Origin of the sequence: Amycolatopsis orientalis, from assembly GCF_000943515.2 — a bacterium.
Classification (GTDB): domain Bacteria; phylum Actinomycetota; class Actinomycetes; order Mycobacteriales; family Pseudonocardiaceae; genus Amycolatopsis; species Amycolatopsis orientalis.
Map to the genome: position 1 here is coordinate 740,025 of NZ_CP016174.1, position 15,390 is coordinate 755,414.

16 protein-coding genes and 1 riboswitch are annotated in these 15,390 nt (G+C 70.0%); of the genes, 9 read left to right on the plus strand and 7 right to left on the minus strand.

Annotated elements, in window-relative coordinates; genetic code table 11:
* Positions 1-40: 40 nt before the first annotated feature.
* Positions 41-889, minus strand: a complete 849-nt coding sequence (locus tag SD37_RS03605) for an SGNH/GDSL hydrolase family protein (protein WP_044853823.1) — start codon at positions 887-889, stop codon at positions 41-43.
* 273 nt (positions 890-1,162) lie between these two features.
* Between SD37_RS03605 and SD37_RS03610 the strand changes: the two genes are divergently transcribed.
* Complete coding sequence (locus tag SD37_RS03610) at positions 1,163-1,882, plus strand: DUF3159 domain-containing protein (RefSeq protein WP_083254868.1); 720 nt, start codon at positions 1,163-1,165, stop codon at positions 1,880-1,882.
* A gap of 107 nt (positions 1,883-1,989) precedes the next feature.
* Here the strand turns inward: SD37_RS03610 and SD37_RS03615 are convergent, their stop codons facing one another.
* Both SD37_RS03615 and SD37_RS03620 read right to left on the minus strand, forming a co-directional pair.
* Positions 1,990-2,946, minus strand: a complete 957-nt coding sequence (locus SD37_RS03615; protein WP_044853824.1) for an N-acetylglucosamine kinase — start codon at positions 2,944-2,946, stop codon at positions 1,990-1,992.
* Positions 2,943-3,986: an SIS domain-containing protein gene (locus tag SD37_RS03620; RefSeq protein ID WP_044853825.1), complete on the minus strand. Its 1,044-nt coding sequence runs from the start codon at positions 3,984-3,986 to the stop codon at positions 2,943-2,945. The genes SD37_RS03615 and SD37_RS03620 overlap by 4 nt, the downstream gene beginning before the upstream one ends.
* A 140-nt stretch (positions 3,987-4,126) precedes the next feature.
* Between SD37_RS03620 and SD37_RS03625 the strand changes: the two genes are divergently transcribed.
* Both SD37_RS03625 and SD37_RS03630 read left to right on the plus strand, forming a co-directional pair.
* The gene (locus SD37_RS03625; RefSeq protein WP_044853826.1) at positions 4,127-4,882 is read left to right on the plus strand and encodes a GntR family transcriptional regulator; all 756 of its coding nucleotides are present in this window, start codon (positions 4,127-4,129) and stop codon (positions 4,880-4,882) included.
* Between the two features lie 275 nt (positions 4,883-5,157).
* Positions 5,158-6,669, plus strand: a complete 1,512-nt coding sequence (locus tag SD37_RS03630) for an MFS transporter (RefSeq protein WP_044853827.1) — start codon at positions 5,158-5,160, stop codon at positions 6,667-6,669.
* A 46-nt stretch (positions 6,670-6,715) separates the two neighbouring features.
* On the opposite strand, the gene SD37_RS03635 is transcribed toward SD37_RS03630, so the two are convergent.
* Positions 6,716-7,654: a threonine ammonia-lyase gene (locus tag SD37_RS03635; RefSeq protein WP_044853828.1), complete on the minus strand. Its 939-nt coding sequence runs from the start codon at positions 7,652-7,654 to the stop codon at positions 6,716-6,718.
* Between the two features lie 149 nt (positions 7,655-7,803).
* On the opposite strand from SD37_RS03635, the gene SD37_RS03640 reads away from it, so the two are divergent.
* The gene (locus SD37_RS03640) at positions 7,804-8,526 is read left to right on the plus strand and encodes a hypothetical protein (RefSeq protein ID WP_044853829.1); all 723 of its coding nucleotides are present in this window, start codon (positions 7,804-7,806) and stop codon (positions 8,524-8,526) included.
* An 81-nt stretch (positions 8,527-8,607) separates the two neighbouring features.
* Here SD37_RS03640 and thiE read toward each other — a convergent pair whose 3' ends face one another.
* A complete protein-coding gene (thiE, locus tag SD37_RS03645) occupies positions 8,608-9,267 on the minus strand; it encodes a thiamine phosphate synthase (RefSeq protein ID WP_044853830.1) in 660 nt (219 codons plus the stop codon).
* 30 nt (positions 9,268-9,297) lie between these two features.
* Positions 9,298-9,405: riboswitch (TPP riboswitch) on the plus strand.
* On the opposite strand from thiE, the gene thiO reads away from it, so the two are divergent.
* From thiO to SD37_RS03665, 4 genes are all read left to right on the plus strand, one after another.
* On the plus strand, positions 9,400-10,473 hold the full coding sequence (thiO, locus tag SD37_RS03650; RefSeq protein ID WP_044853831.1) for a glycine oxidase ThiO: 1,074 nt from the start codon (positions 9,400-9,402) through the stop codon (positions 10,471-10,473). (Overlaps the previous riboswitch by 6 nt.)
* Positions 10,473-10,673 carry a sulfur carrier protein ThiS gene (gene thiS / locus SD37_RS03655; protein ID WP_007033436.1) on the plus strand — a complete coding sequence of 67 codons (201 nt, stop codon included), beginning with the start codon at positions 10,473-10,475 and terminating at the stop codon, positions 10,671-10,673. The genes thiO and thiS overlap by 1 nt, the downstream gene beginning before the upstream one ends.
* 1 nt (position 10,674) lies before the next feature.
* The gene (thiG, locus tag SD37_RS03660) at positions 10,675-11,433 is read left to right on the plus strand and encodes a thiazole synthase (protein ID WP_037318111.1); all 759 of its coding nucleotides are present in this window, start codon (positions 10,675-10,677) and stop codon (positions 11,431-11,433) included.
* 109 nt (positions 11,434-11,542) lie between these two features.
* Positions 11,543-11,977: a MarR family winged helix-turn-helix transcriptional regulator gene (locus SD37_RS03665; RefSeq protein ID WP_037318110.1), complete on the plus strand. Its 435-nt coding sequence runs from the start codon at positions 11,543-11,545 to the stop codon at positions 11,975-11,977.
* Here the strand turns inward: SD37_RS03665 and SD37_RS03670 are convergent.
* Both SD37_RS03670 and thiD read right to left on the minus strand, forming a co-directional pair.
* The gene (locus tag SD37_RS03670; RefSeq protein ID WP_044853832.1) at positions 11,974-12,774 is read right to left on the minus strand and encodes an ion transporter; all 801 of its coding nucleotides are present in this window, start codon (positions 12,772-12,774) and stop codon (positions 11,974-11,976) included. The genes SD37_RS03665 and SD37_RS03670 overlap by 4 nt on opposite strands.
* Positions 12,775-12,800: 26 nt before the next feature.
* Entirely contained in the window at positions 12,801-13,640 is an 840-nt protein-coding gene (thiD, locus tag SD37_RS03675; protein WP_044853833.1) for a bifunctional hydroxymethylpyrimidine kinase/phosphomethylpyrimidine kinase, read from the minus strand.
* Between the two features lie 184 nt (positions 13,641-13,824).
* Here thiD and SD37_RS03680 point away from each other — a divergent pair, with 184 nt between their 5' ends.
* Entirely contained in the window at positions 13,825-15,342 is a 1,518-nt protein-coding gene (locus tag SD37_RS03680) for an alkaline phosphatase family protein (protein ID WP_044853834.1), read from the plus strand.
* The last annotated feature ends 48 nt before the right edge of the window (positions 15,343-15,390 follow it).

Consider the following 15,390-nt stretch of genomic DNA (forward strand, 5'->3'; position numbering starts at 1 on the left):
AAAGCGCCCTTCACTGCGTGAGATGCGGGGAAAGGCCCCTTCAGCTCGCGTGGTGGTGGATCTCCCGCGCCGCGAGCAGCGGATCGGCCGGGAGGGCGACGGCCGCCGGGTCGATCTGCTCCAGCGGGAGCAGCGGAGCGAGGGCGGGACGCTTCGGGGACAGGCCGTCGCCCATCGACTCGCCCTTGAGCTGACGCCGGATCCACGGCAGCAGATGCGCCTTCGTCCATTCGAGGTCGGAGCGGCGCGAGGTGATCCAGGTACTCGGCTCCTCGGACGCCGGCCACGGCTCGCGCCAGTCGTCGGCGACCGGGACGCCGAGGACCTCGGCCGCGCGCAGCGCGATCCGCCGGTGGGCCTCGGGGGTGAAGTGCAGCCTGTCGTCGCTCCAGGCGCGACGGTCGTGCAGCGGGTCCATCGCCCACATGTCGACCATCTTCGCGCCGTGGCGGGCGGCGATCGCCCACAGATGCGCGTTGTAGATGCCGACCTTGCCGCGCAGGACGTGCATCACGGACAGGTACTTGGTGTCCGGCCCGTTGAACATGAGCACCGGGATCCCGGCCTCGCGCAGCTTGGCGACCCCCTCCTCCAGCCGCGCGGCGACGGCGTCCACGTCCGCGCCGGGCACGATGATGTCGTTGCCGCCCGCGCACAGGGTGACCAGGTCGGGTTTCACCTCGAGGGCGATCGGGAGCTGTTCTTCGAGGATCTCGTCGAGCATCTTCCCGCGGAGGGCGAGGTTCGCGTACTGGAAGTCGGGCCTGCCTTCGGCCAGGATCTCCGCGAGCCTGTCCGCCCAGCCCCGGAAGGTGCCGTCGGGCAGGTCATCGTTGAGTCCCTCGGTGAAGCTGTCACCGATCGCCACGTAGCTGTCGAATCCGTACACGTTAGGTCCCCTTCCGTCCGTGTGCCCCCGGTTGGTACTTGTACACCACAACTAACAGCTGAGAGCGCCCCTGCAATCCCACCTGACCGAAACCCATGGTTCAGCCCGTTGACACAGTCTCTTATTTTGTCGGACGTCCATGCATCTCCATTACTGGGATGTACACTCCTGGGCTGCCGAGATTCACCTCAAGCAGGCGTAAAACGGACAGGTGATGTGGCGAACATCTCCCCACCTGGGTGTTCGGCCTCCGCGATCCGGCAGGCTGTAAGGGTGACCTCACGACCCCCGCGCGAGTCGCTGGCCCAGATCCTCGGCGGGCGGCGTGGCGCCCTCGACGCGAGCATCCCGCCGGCGGCCTTCGTCGTCGGCTGGCTGATCGCCGCCCAGTCGATCGCCTGGGGCGCCGGGGCGGCCATCGGCGTCGCCGTCCTGCTCGGTGCCTACCGGGTCGCGCGCGGTGACAAGGCGCGCGCGGTGGTGGTGAGTCTCGCCGCGGTGATCGCCGCCGCGCTGATCGCCCTGCACACCGGCCGCGCCGAAGATTTCTTCCTCATCCAGCTGCTGTCCAATGTGGCCAGCGCGCTGCTGTGGGCGGCCAGCATCGTGATCCGGTGGCCGCTGCTCGGTGTCGTGGTCGGGCTCGTCCTCGGGCAGAAGACCCGCTGGCGCCGTGATCCCGCGCTGCTGCGCGCGTATTCGCGGGCGAGCTGGGTGTGGGTCTTCCTGCAGTACGCGCTGCGAGTGACCGTGTACGGCTCGTTGTGGTGGAGCGGGCAGGTGGTCGCGCTCGGCATCGCGCGGACGGTGCTGTCCTGGCCGTTGGTCGCGGTGACGGTCGCGGTGAGCGGCTGGGTGCTGTACCGCACGCTGCCGCCGGAACATCCCGGTCTGCGGGTCGTGGAAGACGAGGCCGTGGAAAGCGGCGGCGACGCGGACGCGGCGGGCAAGAACCCCTCCGGATCCGGGGCGGACGGCCTGCCCAGGACATAAGGCGGCCCCCGGCGAGGGGGGAGGGTCCGGGGGCCGGGTCCTACGGTACCCGGAGTACGGGCCCGGAGTCGATGTTTTGGTCTTTTAGGCCTCGCTTTTGGTGTTTTTCACGGGCGGACCGGCCGCGCGGCCCCTTCCCCGAACGCGTCGACGGCGGCGAGCCAGGCGGCGCCCAGTACGCCGTCGGTGCTGGTCAGCACCTCGATCCCGGTCAGTCCGGCGCGGACCTTCGCCCCCACCGGTCCCGCCGCGGACAGCACACTCCCCACGAGGACGACCGGCGTGTTCTCGCCGGGTTCACGCGCCGCCATGACGTTGGTCACCAGAAGCCGGGCCGCCTCGGTGGTGATCCGGCTCGCCGCCGCGTCGCCCGCGCGGTCGGCCTCGCTGACGAACGGGGCGAACCTGGCGAGCCGGATGGGCGCCTCGGAGTTGACGCTCGTGATGAGCGCGCGCCACGCCGCCGTCCTGGCTCCGGGATCCCCGGCGTCCACTGCGGACGGTCCGAGCGCCTCGGTCAGAACGGCGGTCGCGAGCGGGCCGAGCCGCTCGCTCCGGCCCAGAGCATCCAATGTGGAGCGAACGGCTTCACGGCCGAGCCAGAACGCCGAACCTTCGTCACCGAGCAACCAGCCGTAGCCGCCGACGGTGGTGACCATCCGCCTGCCGCGGATCCGCCCGGCGATCGATCCGGTGCCCGCCACGAGCACCGAGCCGTCCGGCGCGGACGTGGCCGACGCGTAGGCGACCTCGGAGTCGGGGACCGTCCGCACTGGACTGATCCCCAGTTCCCGCCAAGTGGCCGCGAAGATCTCCGCGACCGACGGATCGCTCAGCTTGCTGACCCCGGCCATGCCGACGACACACGCCGCCGTCGCGGCCGGGTCCAGTCCGCCGAGCGCGCCGGTGATCGCCTGCGCGATCCGGGCCGCGGCCTCCCGCGGCGGATGGGAGTTGGGATTCGCCCCGCCCGCCCCTCCGGTACCGAGGACGGCGCCGGAGGCGTCGACGGCGATCGCTCGCGTCGACGTGCCTCCGGCGTCCACTCCGATGGCATGCGTCACCGGGTCTTGGTCACCTTCAGCAGCCCGCGGGGGCTGTCGGGGTCACCGCCGCGGGCCAGCGAAAGACCGAGCGCGATCCGCTGGATGGGCAGGATCTCCAGGATCGGGGCGACCTCTTCGGCCGAAGGGGCGACACCGATCCGCAGCGCCGCGGGGACGTCGGCCGAAGCCGACCCGACCGCGAGCACGTCCGCGCCGCGTTTGCCGACGGCTTCGAGGACCTCCTGCATCGCGCCCACACCGTGTCCCTGGCTCGTCACCGCGAGCACCGCGGTCTCGCCGTCGACCGCGGCGACGGGGCCGTGCAACAGATCCGCGCCGCTGTACGCGCGTGCCGCGAGGTAGCTGGTTTCCGCCAGCTTCAAGGAACCTTCCAGCGCCGTGGCGTAGGAGTAGCCGCGGCCGGTGGTGAGCACCCGGTCGACGAAGCGGTAGCGGTCCACCGCGCGCCGCACGCCTTCTTCGGAGCCGTCGAGGGTCTGCTGTGCGAGCTCGCCCAGTTTCTCCGCGTCCTCGCCCTTGCCGCCGCGGACCGCGTCGATCAGAAGGTAAAGCGAAAGCAAGGTGGCCGAGTACGTCTTCGTGGCGGCCACCGCTTTTTCCAGTCCCGCGCCGATGTCGACACCGAGTTCGGCGGCGGCGCGGAGGGGGGATTCCGGGGTGTTGGTGACCGAGACGGTGAGCGCTCCCTGGCGACGCGCGGTTTCGGTGACCTCGATGAGATCCGGGGATCCCCCGCTTTGGCTTACTGTGATGAAGAGAACGTCCCGCAGATCGGGACGGGCGCCGTACAAAGTCGCGGTCGAGGGCGAGACGAGACCGCAGGGGAGACCGAGGAGTACTTCGATCAGGTACTTCGCATACAGGGCGGCGTGGTCACTGGAGCCGCGCGCGGCGAGCAGTGCGAACCTGGGCGGGCGCTTGGAGATGGCTTCGGCCACCTCGGCGATTTCGGCCTGTCGCTCCACGATTCCTGCCAGAATGGCGGGTTGCTGGGAGATCTCCGCGGCCATGTGCTCGCCGGGGCGCTGTTCGGTCATCTCGTTCCCTTCGACCGGGACGTGTTTCGTCCCCCGAGTAGGTCTAGACCAATGCTAGCCCGAATGGACGTTTGTGGTGAAGGGTACGTTTCTCAGCGGGGCAGGTGCGCGTTTGAGTGGGAAGGCTTAGGGAGTCGGTCATGCTGGAGACAACCACCGCGGGTGAGGCGGGCACTACGGCAGGGATGCGCGGGCAGCGCGAACCCAAGTACTGGGCGCTGAAACAGCACCTGCTCGATCTGCTCGACGCGTTGCCGCCGGGCTCGCCGATTCCGACGGAACGGGCACTGGCGGGGGAGTTCACCGTTTCCCGCACCACGGTCCGGCAGGCACTCGCCGACCTGACCGCCGAGGGCAGGCTCCACCGCGTACAGGGCAAGGGCACCTTCGCGGCCGAGCCGAAACTCGCACAGCGCCTGCAGTTGTCGTCCTACACCGAGGACATGCAAAAGCAGGGCCTCAAGCCGTCGTCGAAGCTGCTGGAGATCGACGAACTGCCGGTCGAAGCCGATCTGGCGAAACTGCTCGGAATCCGCGTCGGCGCGAAGATCCTTCGCCTTCGCCGTCTCCGGCTGGCGGATTCGCAGCCGATGGCACTGGAGACCACACATCTCCCGCTCGGCCGTTTCCGCGGTTTGCGCAAACACGTTTCCGCAGGTGGCTCGCTGTACGCCGTGCTGAGGGAGCACTACGGCGTGGAGCTGGAAAGGGCCGAGGAAACGATCGAGACAGCGCTTGCCGGACCGCACGAGGCGGAGATGCTCGGCGCCGACGTCGGCATGCCGATGTTGCTCCTTTCGAGGCATTCCTTCGCCACCGACGGAAAACCGGTCGAGTTCGCGCGGGCGATCTACCGCGGTGATCGTTACAAGTTCGTCACTACGCTGCTTCCCTGAGGCGCGCTGACGGAAACATTTCGCAGGGCGCTGGACCGAAGTGAACTCGCGGTGATCTTGTAGGGCGCCCTACAAAATGTTTCCGTGGCCTTCGGCCGAAAGAGGGCGCGCCTGTGCGGACTCCCCGCCGGCGCTGGCGCGCCTCCGGGGAGTCGGTCCGCCGGTCACCGGCCTCGGTCACGTCGTGGGTATCTGGTTAGACGTGAATTCTCTGACGGGTCAGGTAAATTGGGGTTCTGGTGGCTTGTGGGTGGGGGGCGTGATTCAGTCGTCCTATGACTGACACGGCTGCGGGGATTCGGTGGGGGACGCCGGTGGCGCGCGGCGTACTCGCCACGACCATCGTGGGCTCGGGTATGGCGATGCTCGACGGGACGATCATCAACGTCGCGTTGCCGCGGATCGGCGAAGAACTCAAGGCGTCGGTCGCGGGTCTTCAGTGGATCCTCGACGGTTATCTGCTCGCGCTCGCCGCGCTGATCCTCGTCGCCGGTTCGCTCGGCGACCGCTACGGGCGCCGCCGGATGTTCATCGTCGGCGTCGTCTGGTTCGGGATCGCGTCCGGACTGTGCGCCGCCGCGACGACGACCGAGACGCTCGTCGCGACGCGGATCCTCCAGGGGATCGGGGGAGCTTTGCTCACGCCCGGCTCACTCGCGATCCTCCAAGCCTCCTTCGCCCACGACGACCGTGCTCGTGCCATCGGCGCGTGGTCCGGGCTCGGCGGGATCGCGGCGGCCGTCGGCCCGCTGCTGGGCGGCGTGCTCGTGCAGGTCTGGTCGTGGCGGCTGGCGTTCCTGATCAACCTGCCGCTGGCCGCCGTCTGCGTCCTGCTCGCCCGGCGCTACGTCCCCGAGTCCCGCGACGAGGAGGCGACCGGGCATCCGGACTTCACCGCGGCCGCCGTCGGCGCGATCGGACTGGCCGGGCTGACCGGCGCGCTGGTCGAAGCACCCGGACGCGGCCTCGGCGACGTCGTCGTCCTGGTCGCCATCGTGCTCGGCGTCGCGGGGCTGACGGCGTTCCTGGTGATCCAGCACCGGTCGGCCGACCCGCTGGTCCCGCCGAAGCTGTTCCGCGACCGGACGTTCAGCCTCGCCAACGCCCTGACCTTCGTCGTCTACGCGGCCCTCGGCGGCGTGATGATGTTGATGGTCATGCAGCTGCAGGTGTCACTGGGCTATTCACCGACCGCGGCCGGGCTCGCCGGCCTGCCGATCACCGTCATCATGCTGCTGTTCTCCGGCCGGTCGGGCGCGCTGGCGCAGCGGATCGGGCCGCGTGCGCAACTGGTGATCGGCCCGATCCTGGTCGGTGTCGGCATGCTCCTGCTGATGCGTGTCGGACCGGGGTCGACGTATCTGGGCTCGGTCCTGCCCGCCGTCGTCGTGTTCGGCGCGGGGCTGGCGACGGTCGTCGCGCCGGTGACCGCGACGGTGCTGGCCGCCGCGCCGGACCGGTACGCGGGCGTGGCCTCGGGGGTCAACAACGCCATCGCGCGGTCCGGCGGACTGCTCGCGATCGCCGTGCTCCCCGCCGTCGCCGGGCTGTCCGGCGCCGCCTACACCGATCCGGTGGCGTTGACCGCGGGCTGGCGGACGGCGTTGCTGGTGTGCGCGGCGCTGGCGATCGGGGGCGGGCTGATCGCGCTCGGCATCCACAACGGCGTCCTCGGGGCGCCTTCGGAGGAAGCGGCCGACGACGAGTCCCCGCATCCCGGCGAGTGCCTTCACTGCGGTGTCGACTCGCCGCCGACGCACGTCCGCCCCGCCGGCCACGCACCTTAACCGTGGGCTCGTGAGTGGTAATGACGGTTAGAACCGTCATTACCACTCACGAGAGGATCTCGGCCAGCGTCGCCGGGTCCAGGTTGCCGCCCGAGACGACCGAAACGGTCTTGCCCTCCGGCAGCGCGTCGCGGTGGAAGAGGTAAGCGGCGGTCGCGGTGGCGCCGCTCGGCTCGGCGACCAGGCGGGCGCGGTGCGCCAGCGTCCGGACGGTCTGCCGGATCTCCTCCTCCGAAACGGTGATGACGTCGTCGAGCACCGCCTGGAGGTGGGCGAAGGTCAGATCCGACGGCTGGGCGCGCAGGCCGTCGGCGATGGTCCTCGCCCGCAGGTCCATCGGCCATTCGATCCGCCTGCCCGCCCGCAGGCCCTCGGCGGTGTCGGCGGCGAGTTCCGGCTCGACGCCGATGACCTTCGCTCCGGGCAGCAGCGCCTTGATCGCCGTGCCGACGCCCGAGGCCAGCCCGCCGCCGCTGAGCGGGACGAGTACGACGTCGGCGTCCGGCAGGTCCTCGGCGATCTCCAGGCCGACGGTGCCCTGCCCGGCGATGACGTCGCGGTGGTCGAACGGCGGGATCATGGTGAGTCCCCGTTCTTCGGCGACGGCGAGCGCGGAGTACTCCTGCGCGTCGATCGGGACCTCGATGACTTCGGCGCCGAGCGCCTTGGTGGCTTCGATCTTGGCGCGGGGCGCGACGTTCGGAATGAGGATCACCGCGTGGATCCCGAACCGCTTCGCCGAGTAGGCGACCGCTTGCGCGTGGTTGCCACTGGAGAAGGCGACGACGCCGCGTGCGCGCTGATCTTCGTTCAGCGCGGCGATGGCATTGTACGCGCCGCGAACCTTGAAAGCGCCGATCTCCTGCAGGCTTTCCGGTTTGAGCCACAACGGCGCCCACGGCTGCGCCAGCAACGGTGTGCGCACCGCGACGCCCTTGATCCGGCTCGCCGCGTCGCGGATTTCCTCGATTGAGACCAGTTCCATTGCCTGATTATGTCAAGGAATTGTGAACTGTAGATAGTCCTTTTTGGACAGACGGCGTGGCGCTCCTCACGTGCGGACAACGAAGGGAGCATCCCATGCGCCTTATTCGTTAGGACCTGGTGAGGATCGACTAGCTGCAGAACGGGATCATGACCAAGGAGACTTCCGAGAAAGACACCGAAAAGACCGAAAAGCAGGGGCGGATCGTCCAGGTGCTGGCGGCCGCGATGGCCGCGATCACCGCCGCCCTGCTGGGCTCCACACTCGGCGTCGCGGGAACGGTGGCGGGCGCGGGGCTGGCGAGTGTCATCACGACGCTCGGCGGCGAGTTGTACCTGCGTTCACTGCAGCGGACGCGCGACGCCGCGCTGAAGGCGCGGATGGTGCTGACCGTGCCGGGACGGCGCCGGGCGCTCGACCCCGGAGAACAGGAGACCGTCCGGCTGACGCCGTCCGAGGGCGAGGAAGAGCCGTCCGGGCGGAAGTTCAAGCCGCGCTGGGCGGTGATCGCCGGGGTCAGCGTCGCGGCCTTCGCCGTGGCGCTCGTCGCGATCACCGGTTTCGAGGGCGCGACGGGGAAGAGCTTCGGCGGCGGCACCGGGACGACCATAGGGAAGATCATCGGCGGCGGCCAGGCCCAGGAACAGCCGCGGGAGAAGCACGACGCTCCGCCGTCGACGTCGCCTTCGGAGACCCGGGACAACCAGCCCGAGACGCCTCCGACGACCACGCCGAGCACCCCGGCGACGCCCTCGACGCCGCCGTCGACCACTCCGTCGACGCCGCCCCCGACGACGCCGTCGACCACTCAGGCGCCGCCGACGTCCGCCGCGCCGCCTTCGGCCCCCGCCTCGCGCGTCCCGGCCCCCTGACGCGTCGCGTTTAGCCCGCTAAACGCGCTAGGCCCGCGCCGCCCGCGTCGCGTTTAGCCCGCTAAACGCGACGCGCGGGGGTCAGGGGAGGGCGGAGCGCAGGATGCGAGCGGCCGCTTCGGGGTCTTCGGCCTCGGTGATCGCCCGGACGACGACGATGCGCGAAGCCCCCGCGTCCAGCACCTCGGGCAGGCGTTCGGCGTCGATCCCGCCGATCGCGAACCACGGCCGTGACGTCCCGAAGCCCGCCGTCTCGCGCACCAGTTCCAGCCCGGGAGCGGCCCGGCCCGGCTTCGTCGGCGTCGGCCAGCACGGGCCGGTGCAGAAGTAGTCCACGCCGGGCTCCTCGGCCGCGGCCTTGGCCTGGTCGGCCGAATGGGTGGACCGGCCGATCACGACCTCGTCGCCGAGCACACGGCGCGCCAGCGACACCGGGATGTCGTCCTGGCCGAGGTGCAGCACGTGCGCGCCGACGGCGAGCGCGACGTCCGCGCGGTCGTTCACCGCGAGCAGCTTGCCGTGCTTCTCGCACGCTTCCGCGAGCACCTCCAGCGCCGCGATCTCCTGTTTCGCCTCGATCGGGACGCCACCGGTCTTGTCCCTCAGCTGGATGATGTCGACGCCACCGGCCAGCGCCGCGTCGGCGAATTCGGCCAGATCGCCCCGGCCGGACCGGGCGTCGGTGCAGAGATACAGGCGGGCATCCGCGAGACGGGCGCGGATCTGCGACAGGGTGGGCATGGCGGCGACGGTACCCGCGCGCTACGGTGGGGTGGTCCGCACGGGAGCCCGAGGACGGGCTGAGAGGGAGCCGAAACCGCTCCGACCGTGGAACCTGATCCGGGTCATGCCGGCGCAGGGAGCGTGATTCACATGGCAGAACTTTCGGTTGTCGGCGGCGGGGTCATCGGCCTGTCGGTCGCTTGGCGCGCCGCCGCGCGCGGTCACCGCGTCACCGTGCACGACCCCGATCCGGGGCGCGGCGCGTCGTGGCTCGCGGGCGGCATGCTGGCCCCCGTCACCGAGGCTTGGCCCGGCGAAGAGGACGTCCTCACCCTCGGCGAGGCGTCGCTGCGGCGGTGGCCGGATTTCGCCCGTGACCTGGCCGGAGAGGGCATCGATCCGGGTCTTTCGCCGCACGGCACGCTGGTCGTCGCGCTGGACAGCGCCGACGCGGGCAATCTCGAAATGCTCGCCGCGTACCTCACCGAACTCGGCCGCGAGGTCGAGCAGCTGACCGGTCGCGAAGCCCGCCGGGCCGAGCCGGGACTCGCCGCGTCCGTCCGAAGTGGACTGCTGGTGCCCGGCGATCTGGCCGTGGACAACCGAAAGCTGCTGCACGCGCTCAAACACGCCTGCGGCAGGCACGGTGTCGAGTTCCGCCGAGACACGGTCACGGATCTCGAAACCCTCGAAGGCGACGTCGTCCTAGCCGCCGGCGCCTGGACCGGCCGCCTCCATCCCGCGCTGGCCGACGCCGTCCGCCCGCTGAAGGGCGAGATCCTCCGCCTGCGACCGCGCCGGGGCTGCCTGCCGCCCCCGGCCAGGACCGTCCGCGCGATGGTCGAGGGCCGCCCGATCTATCTCGTCCCGCGGGACGACGGTGGCCTCGTGCTCGGCGCGACCCAGTACGAGGCCGGTTTCGACGAGACCGTCACCGCCCGCGGAGTCCGTGAGCTGCTCGAAGGCGCGGAGCGCGTCTTCCCGGGCATCGCCGAGTACGAACTCGTCGAGACCGCCGCCGGGCTCCGCGCGGCGAGTGTCGACACGATGCCTTTCATCGGTGAGCTGGGCGAAGGCGTCTTCGCCGCGACGGGGCACCATCGCAACGGCCTCCTGATGGCCCCGGTCACCGCGGACGCCGCGGTCGCCTGGCTGGACGGACGGCCGTTGCCGGACGAGGTCGCGGCGGCCACGCCGTCGCGGCGAAGCGAGGAGCGGGTGTGATGGAGATCCAGGTCAACGGCCAATGGCGCGAGTTCCCCGACGGGACCACCGTCGAGGGTGTGCTCGAGGCGCTGGGGACCGCGACCCAGGGGGTCGCCGTCGCCGTGGACGGCGTGGTCGTCCGGCGCGGCGAATGGCCGGAAGCGGTGGTGCGCAAGGGCGCCAGCGTCGACATCCTCACCGCTGTGCAAGGAGGCTGACATGGACGGAGACCACCTCGTCATCGGCGAGCACAAACTCTCGTCGCGGCTGATCATCGGCACGGGCGGCGCGGCGAACCTCGCCGTGGTGGAACGCGCGCTGGTGGCGTCCGGTACGGAACTGACCACCGTGGCGATGCGCAAGGCCGACGCCGAAGGCGGCTCCGGTGTGCTCGAACTGCTCCGGCGGCTCGGCATCCGGCTGCTGCCCAACACCGCCGGCTGCCGGACGGCCGCCGAAGCCGTCCTCACCGCCCAGCTGGCGCGCGAGGCGCTCGACACCGACCTCATCAAGCTGGAGGTCCACGCCGACGATCGCACGCTGCTGCCGGACCCGTTCGAGACCCTCGAAGCGGCCGAGCGGCTCGTGGCCGACGGCTTCACCGTGCTCGCCTACACCAACGACGACCCGGTGCTGGCGCTGCGGCTGGAGGAGGCGGGCTGCGCGGCCGTGATGCCGCTCGGCGCCCCGATCGGCACCGGCCTCGGCATCCGGAACCCGCACAACATCGAGTTGATCGTGTCGCGCGCGGGAGTGCCGGTGATCCTCGACGCCGGGATCGGCACGGCGTCCGACGCGACACTGGCGATGGAACTCGGCTGCGACGCCGTCCTGCTCTCCACCGCCGTGACCAGGGCCGCGGATCCGGAACGGATGGCTTCGGCGATGCGCGCCGCCGTCACCGCCGGGCGGCTGGCCGCCGGTGCGGGCCGGATCCCGCGGCGGTTCTGGGCGCACGCCTCGAGCCCACCTCGATAACCCTTTTGTACGGTTCACGGCCTTGACGGCGAGCAGGCGCGGGAAGCCCGTATGGTTGACGGCACTTTCCGGAGGCGCACTCGCCGCCGTGTACCCAGAGGAGCCAGTGGTGACCACGTCAGCGGTCCAGGACGTTTCGGGCAGGTTGTTCCTGGCGGTGGGCCGGTTGTCCCGGTCACTGCGCCAGGCGGGCGTGCCCGGACCCGGCCACGGCGCGATCTCGGCGCTCGCCACGCTGGTGAACTACGGCCAGCTCCGCCTGGGGGATCTCGCGGCGAAGGAAGGCGTCGCCGCGGCCACCATGTCGAGGATCGTCGCTTCGCTGGTCGAAGCGGGCTACGTCAGCCGTGAGTCGGACCCGATCGACAGGCGGGCCTGGCTCGCGGAAGCCACCGAAGAGGGCGAGAGGCTGGTTTCCGGCGTCCGTTCGACGCGCGTGAACGAACTGGGCAAACGCCTGGAGCGGCTGACCCCGGAACATCAGGCGGCGCTGGCGGCGGCTCTTCCGGCACTTGAAGCGCTCATCGCGGACGAAGACCGCTAGGCGTTCTGGCGTAGCTCGGCGACTTCGGAGCGAAGAGCCCGAAGCTCGTCGAGGATCTCCTTGTTCGCCAGAGCCTGGGTCTCGGCCTGCTTCGCCTCCTCCTCACGGATGTCCTGGCGAAGCTCGTCTTCCATCCCGCTGACCACGACGGCGATGAAGAGGTTCAGCACCGCGAAGCTGGACACGAGGATGTAGACCACGAAGAACACCCAGGCCATGGGTGCTTCCTTCATGATCTCCTTGGCGATGTCCGGCCAAGCCTCGCCGGTCATCACCTGGAACAGCGTGAACAGCGACGTGCCGAGGTCGCCGAAGTTCTCCGGCGAGATCGCGCCGAACAGCTTCGTCGCCATCACGCCCGCGACGAAGATGATCAGTGCGAGCAGCGCGGCGATCGAAGCCATGCCGGGGATCGACGCGAGCAGGCCGGTGACGACCTTCCGCATCGACGGCACGACCGAGATCAGCCGCAGCACCCGCAGGACCCGCAACGCCCGCAGCACCGCGAACGGGCCGGTCGTGGGGACCACCGCGATGCCGACGACGAGCAGGTCGAAGACGTTCCACGGGTCGCGGAAGAACTTCCCGCGGTAGGCGTAGAACTTCGCGCTCAGTTCGAGGACGAAGATCCCGAGCGCGACGTAGTCGACCGTATGCAGGAGCCGCCCGTGCTCGGCCACCATCCTGGGCGAGGTCTCCAGGCCGAGGGTGACGGCGTTGAAGACGATCACCGCGATGATGAAGTTCTGGAAGCGGCGGTCTTCGACGACCTTGGCCACCGTTTCACGTCCCGTCACGGCGCAGATCGTAACCGGCCGTGCGCTCAGTGCTCCGGCGCAAGCCGCCAGAACGCCGAAACCGGACCGACCTTCGCGCCCATGGGGTAGGCGTTTTCGACCGCGTGTGAGACGAACCACTTGCCGTAGCGGGCTGCCTCCACGACGGACATCCCCTTCGCGAGACCGGCGGTCAGCGCCGAGGCCATGGTGTCCCCGGCGCCGTGCGTGTGCTGGGTGGCGAACCGCTCGCCGGGCAGTTCGACGAACGTGGAGCCGTCGAAGAGGACGTCGACGCATTCCGGGTCGGCGACCAGGTGGCCGCTCTTCACGAGCACGTACTGCGGGCCGAGCCGGTGCAGGACGACGGCCGCCTGGTGCATCTGCTCGCGGGTGGTCACGGTCATCCCGGTCAGCAGGCGGACCTCGTCGAGGTTCGGGGTGAGGACGGTCGCGCGCGGCAGGAGTTCGTCCCGCAGCGCCACCAGACCGGCGTCGTCGAACAGCGGATGGCCGTGCATCGACGCCGCGACCGGGTCGACCACGAACGGCACCTTCCGGTCGCGGCCGATCTCGGCCTTGTCGCACGCGGCGGCGACGGCGTGGATGATCTCGGCCGAGGCGAGCATCCCGGTCTTGGCCGCGTTGACGCCCATGTCGGCCGCGACGGCCTCGATCTGCCCGGCGACGATATGCGGCGGGATGTCCGTGCGGTCGTGGACGCCCAGGGTGTTCTGGACGGTCACCGCGGTGACCGCGACCAGGCCGTGCACACCGCAGGTGAGGAAGGTGCGCAGGTCGGCCTGCAGACCGGCGGCGCCACCGGAGTCGGAGCCTGCGATGGTCAGCGCCGACGGTGGGCTCGACGGACTCGGGTTTTCGGTCATGGGGTCATTTTCCCGACTGGTCGTTTTGGTTCAACAGGGGTTCGGCCGCAGTCCACCACGGTGCCACAGTCCTGCAGTGGTGTCGGCTGAAGTCCGCCGCGACGGCACATGGACTTCATCGGGAAGTCAGGTCGGGGCACTAACTTGACGAGCAATTGGTTCGAACAAGTTATCTGGAGGCTTCGTGCGCAGAACGCTTTCCCTCCTGTCGGCCCTGGTGGCCGTCGCCGGGCTGACCACCGGCGTCGCCACCGCGGTGACCAAGACGCCGAAAGTGCTGGTCATCGGCCTGGACGGCGCCCGGTTCGACAAACTGATGGCCGCCGACACCCCGAACGTCCACGCGCTGGCGAAACGCGGCTATGCCTCGCGCAGCTCCTTGTACGGCAGCGGCATGGCGCCGACGGTCAGCGGTCCAGGCTGGTCCACGATCCTCACCGGCGTCTGGCCGGACAAGCACAAGGTGAAGGACAACTCCTTCACCGGCAACGACCTCGCCTCGCATCCGAGCTGGCTGGCGCGCGCCGAAACCGCGAACCCGGCGCTCGACACCTACGCCGCCGTCGACTGGACGCCGATCGGCGACAAGATCCTGCGGACAGGCCAGGATCGCAAATTCGTCCAGAACGGCGAAAGCGCCGGCTACGAGAAGACCGATGAGCAGGTCGCCGTCGACGCGGAGAAGCACCTCCGGCAGGACAAGGCCGACGCCTCGTTCGTCTACTTCGGACAGACGGACATCGCCGGCCACGAGCACGGCGCGGATTCCTCGCAGTACGAAGCGACTCTCCGCACCGACGACGCCCTGATCGGCAGGCTACTCGCCGCCGTCGACGCTCGCGCGGACCGCGCGAACGAGGACTGGCTGATCATGATCTCCACCGATCACGGCCACACGGCGTCGGGCGGCCATGGCGGTGACAGCCCCGAGGAACGGATGACGTTCGTGATCGCCGCCGGCGGCACGGTCCCGGCCGGAACCCCCGCCGTGGCGCCGAAGATCGTCGACATCGCGCCGACGGTGCTGCGGCACCTCGGCGTGGCGGCTCCGGCGGTCTACGACGGCTACGCGCTCGGCGCCGCGCCCTCGGACGTCTTCGACGCGGCGGTCTTGAAGCCCCGGCAGGACGAGACCGGTGTCCCGGCCGATGTCCTCGGCTGGACGCATGACGCGCCGGGCGGCTGGAGCGTGCGCAACGCTTCCGGGATGCCCGCCGGGGTGACGGAGTGGCAGGGCTGGTCGTTCACCACCGACGACTTCTGGACCCGTACCGCACCAGGCCAGCAGCGCGAGGCGAACGCGCGGGCGCGTGGCGTGTTCGCGGTCGCGGATGCGGACGAGTGGGACGACAAGGGGTCGCCTGCTTCGCGCGGCACCTTCGACTCTTCCCTGGTCTCACCGGCTTTGGAGGTCGGCGGAAAGTCTACTGTGGACGTCTCGTTCGTCTCGCACTACCGGCAGGACGGGACGCAGCGGGGCGCGCTGACGGCGTCGTTCGACGGTGGTCCCGAACAGAGTGTGCTGGCCTACGGGCCGGAATCCGGTACGGCGAACAAGGGCGGCGACGTGCTTTCGGTGCCGACGTCGGCTTCGGTCAAGGTGCCCGCGGGGGCCCGTTCGGTGAAGCTGACCTGGCGTCTCTATGCAGCTGGGAACAACTGGTACTGGGCGGTGGACGCTCCTCGCCTCAGCGCGCGGTAACCAATGCCATGAAAGGACCTTTCCTTGCAAAATTTGCGAGGAAAGGTC

What these genes read in the sequence shown, in the direction of transcription:
- thiD (WP_044853833.1), bottom strand. Translation starts at nt 13,640, where the DNA reads ATGACCGAAAACCCGAGTCCGTCGAGCCCACCGTCGGCGCTGACCATC.
- thiE (WP_044853830.1), bottom strand. Translation starts at nt 9,267, where the DNA reads ATGCCCACCCTGTCGCAGATCCGCGCCCGTCTCGCGGATGCCCGCCTG.
- thiG (WP_037318111.1), top strand. Translation starts at nt 10,675, where the DNA reads ATGGACGGAGACCACCTCGTCATCGGCGAGCACAAACTCTCGTCGCGG.
- SD37_RS03640 (WP_044853829.1), top strand. Translation starts at nt 7,804, where the DNA reads ATGACCAAGGAGACTTCCGAGAAAGACACCGAAAAGACCGAAAAGCAG.
- SD37_RS03620 (WP_044853825.1), bottom strand. Translation starts at nt 3,986, where the DNA reads ATGACCGAACAGCGCCCCGGCGAGCACATGGCCGCGGAGATCTCCCAG.
- thiS (WP_007033436.1), top strand. Translation starts at nt 10,473, where the DNA reads ATGGAGATCCAGGTCAACGGCCAATGGCGCGAGTTCCCCGACGGGACC.
- SD37_RS03630 (WP_044853827.1), top strand. Translation starts at nt 5,158, where the DNA reads ATGACTGACACGGCTGCGGGGATTCGGTGGGGGACGCCGGTGGCGCGC.
- SD37_RS03625 (WP_044853826.1), top strand. Translation starts at nt 4,127, where the DNA reads ATGCTGGAGACAACCACCGCGGGTGAGGCGGGCACTACGGCAGGGATG.
- SD37_RS03635 (WP_044853828.1), bottom strand. Translation starts at nt 7,654, where the DNA reads ATGGAACTGGTCTCAATCGAGGAAATCCGCGACGCGGCGAGCCGGATC.
- thiO (WP_044853831.1), top strand. Translation starts at nt 9,400, where the DNA reads ATGGCAGAACTTTCGGTTGTCGGCGGCGGGGTCATCGGCCTGTCGGTC.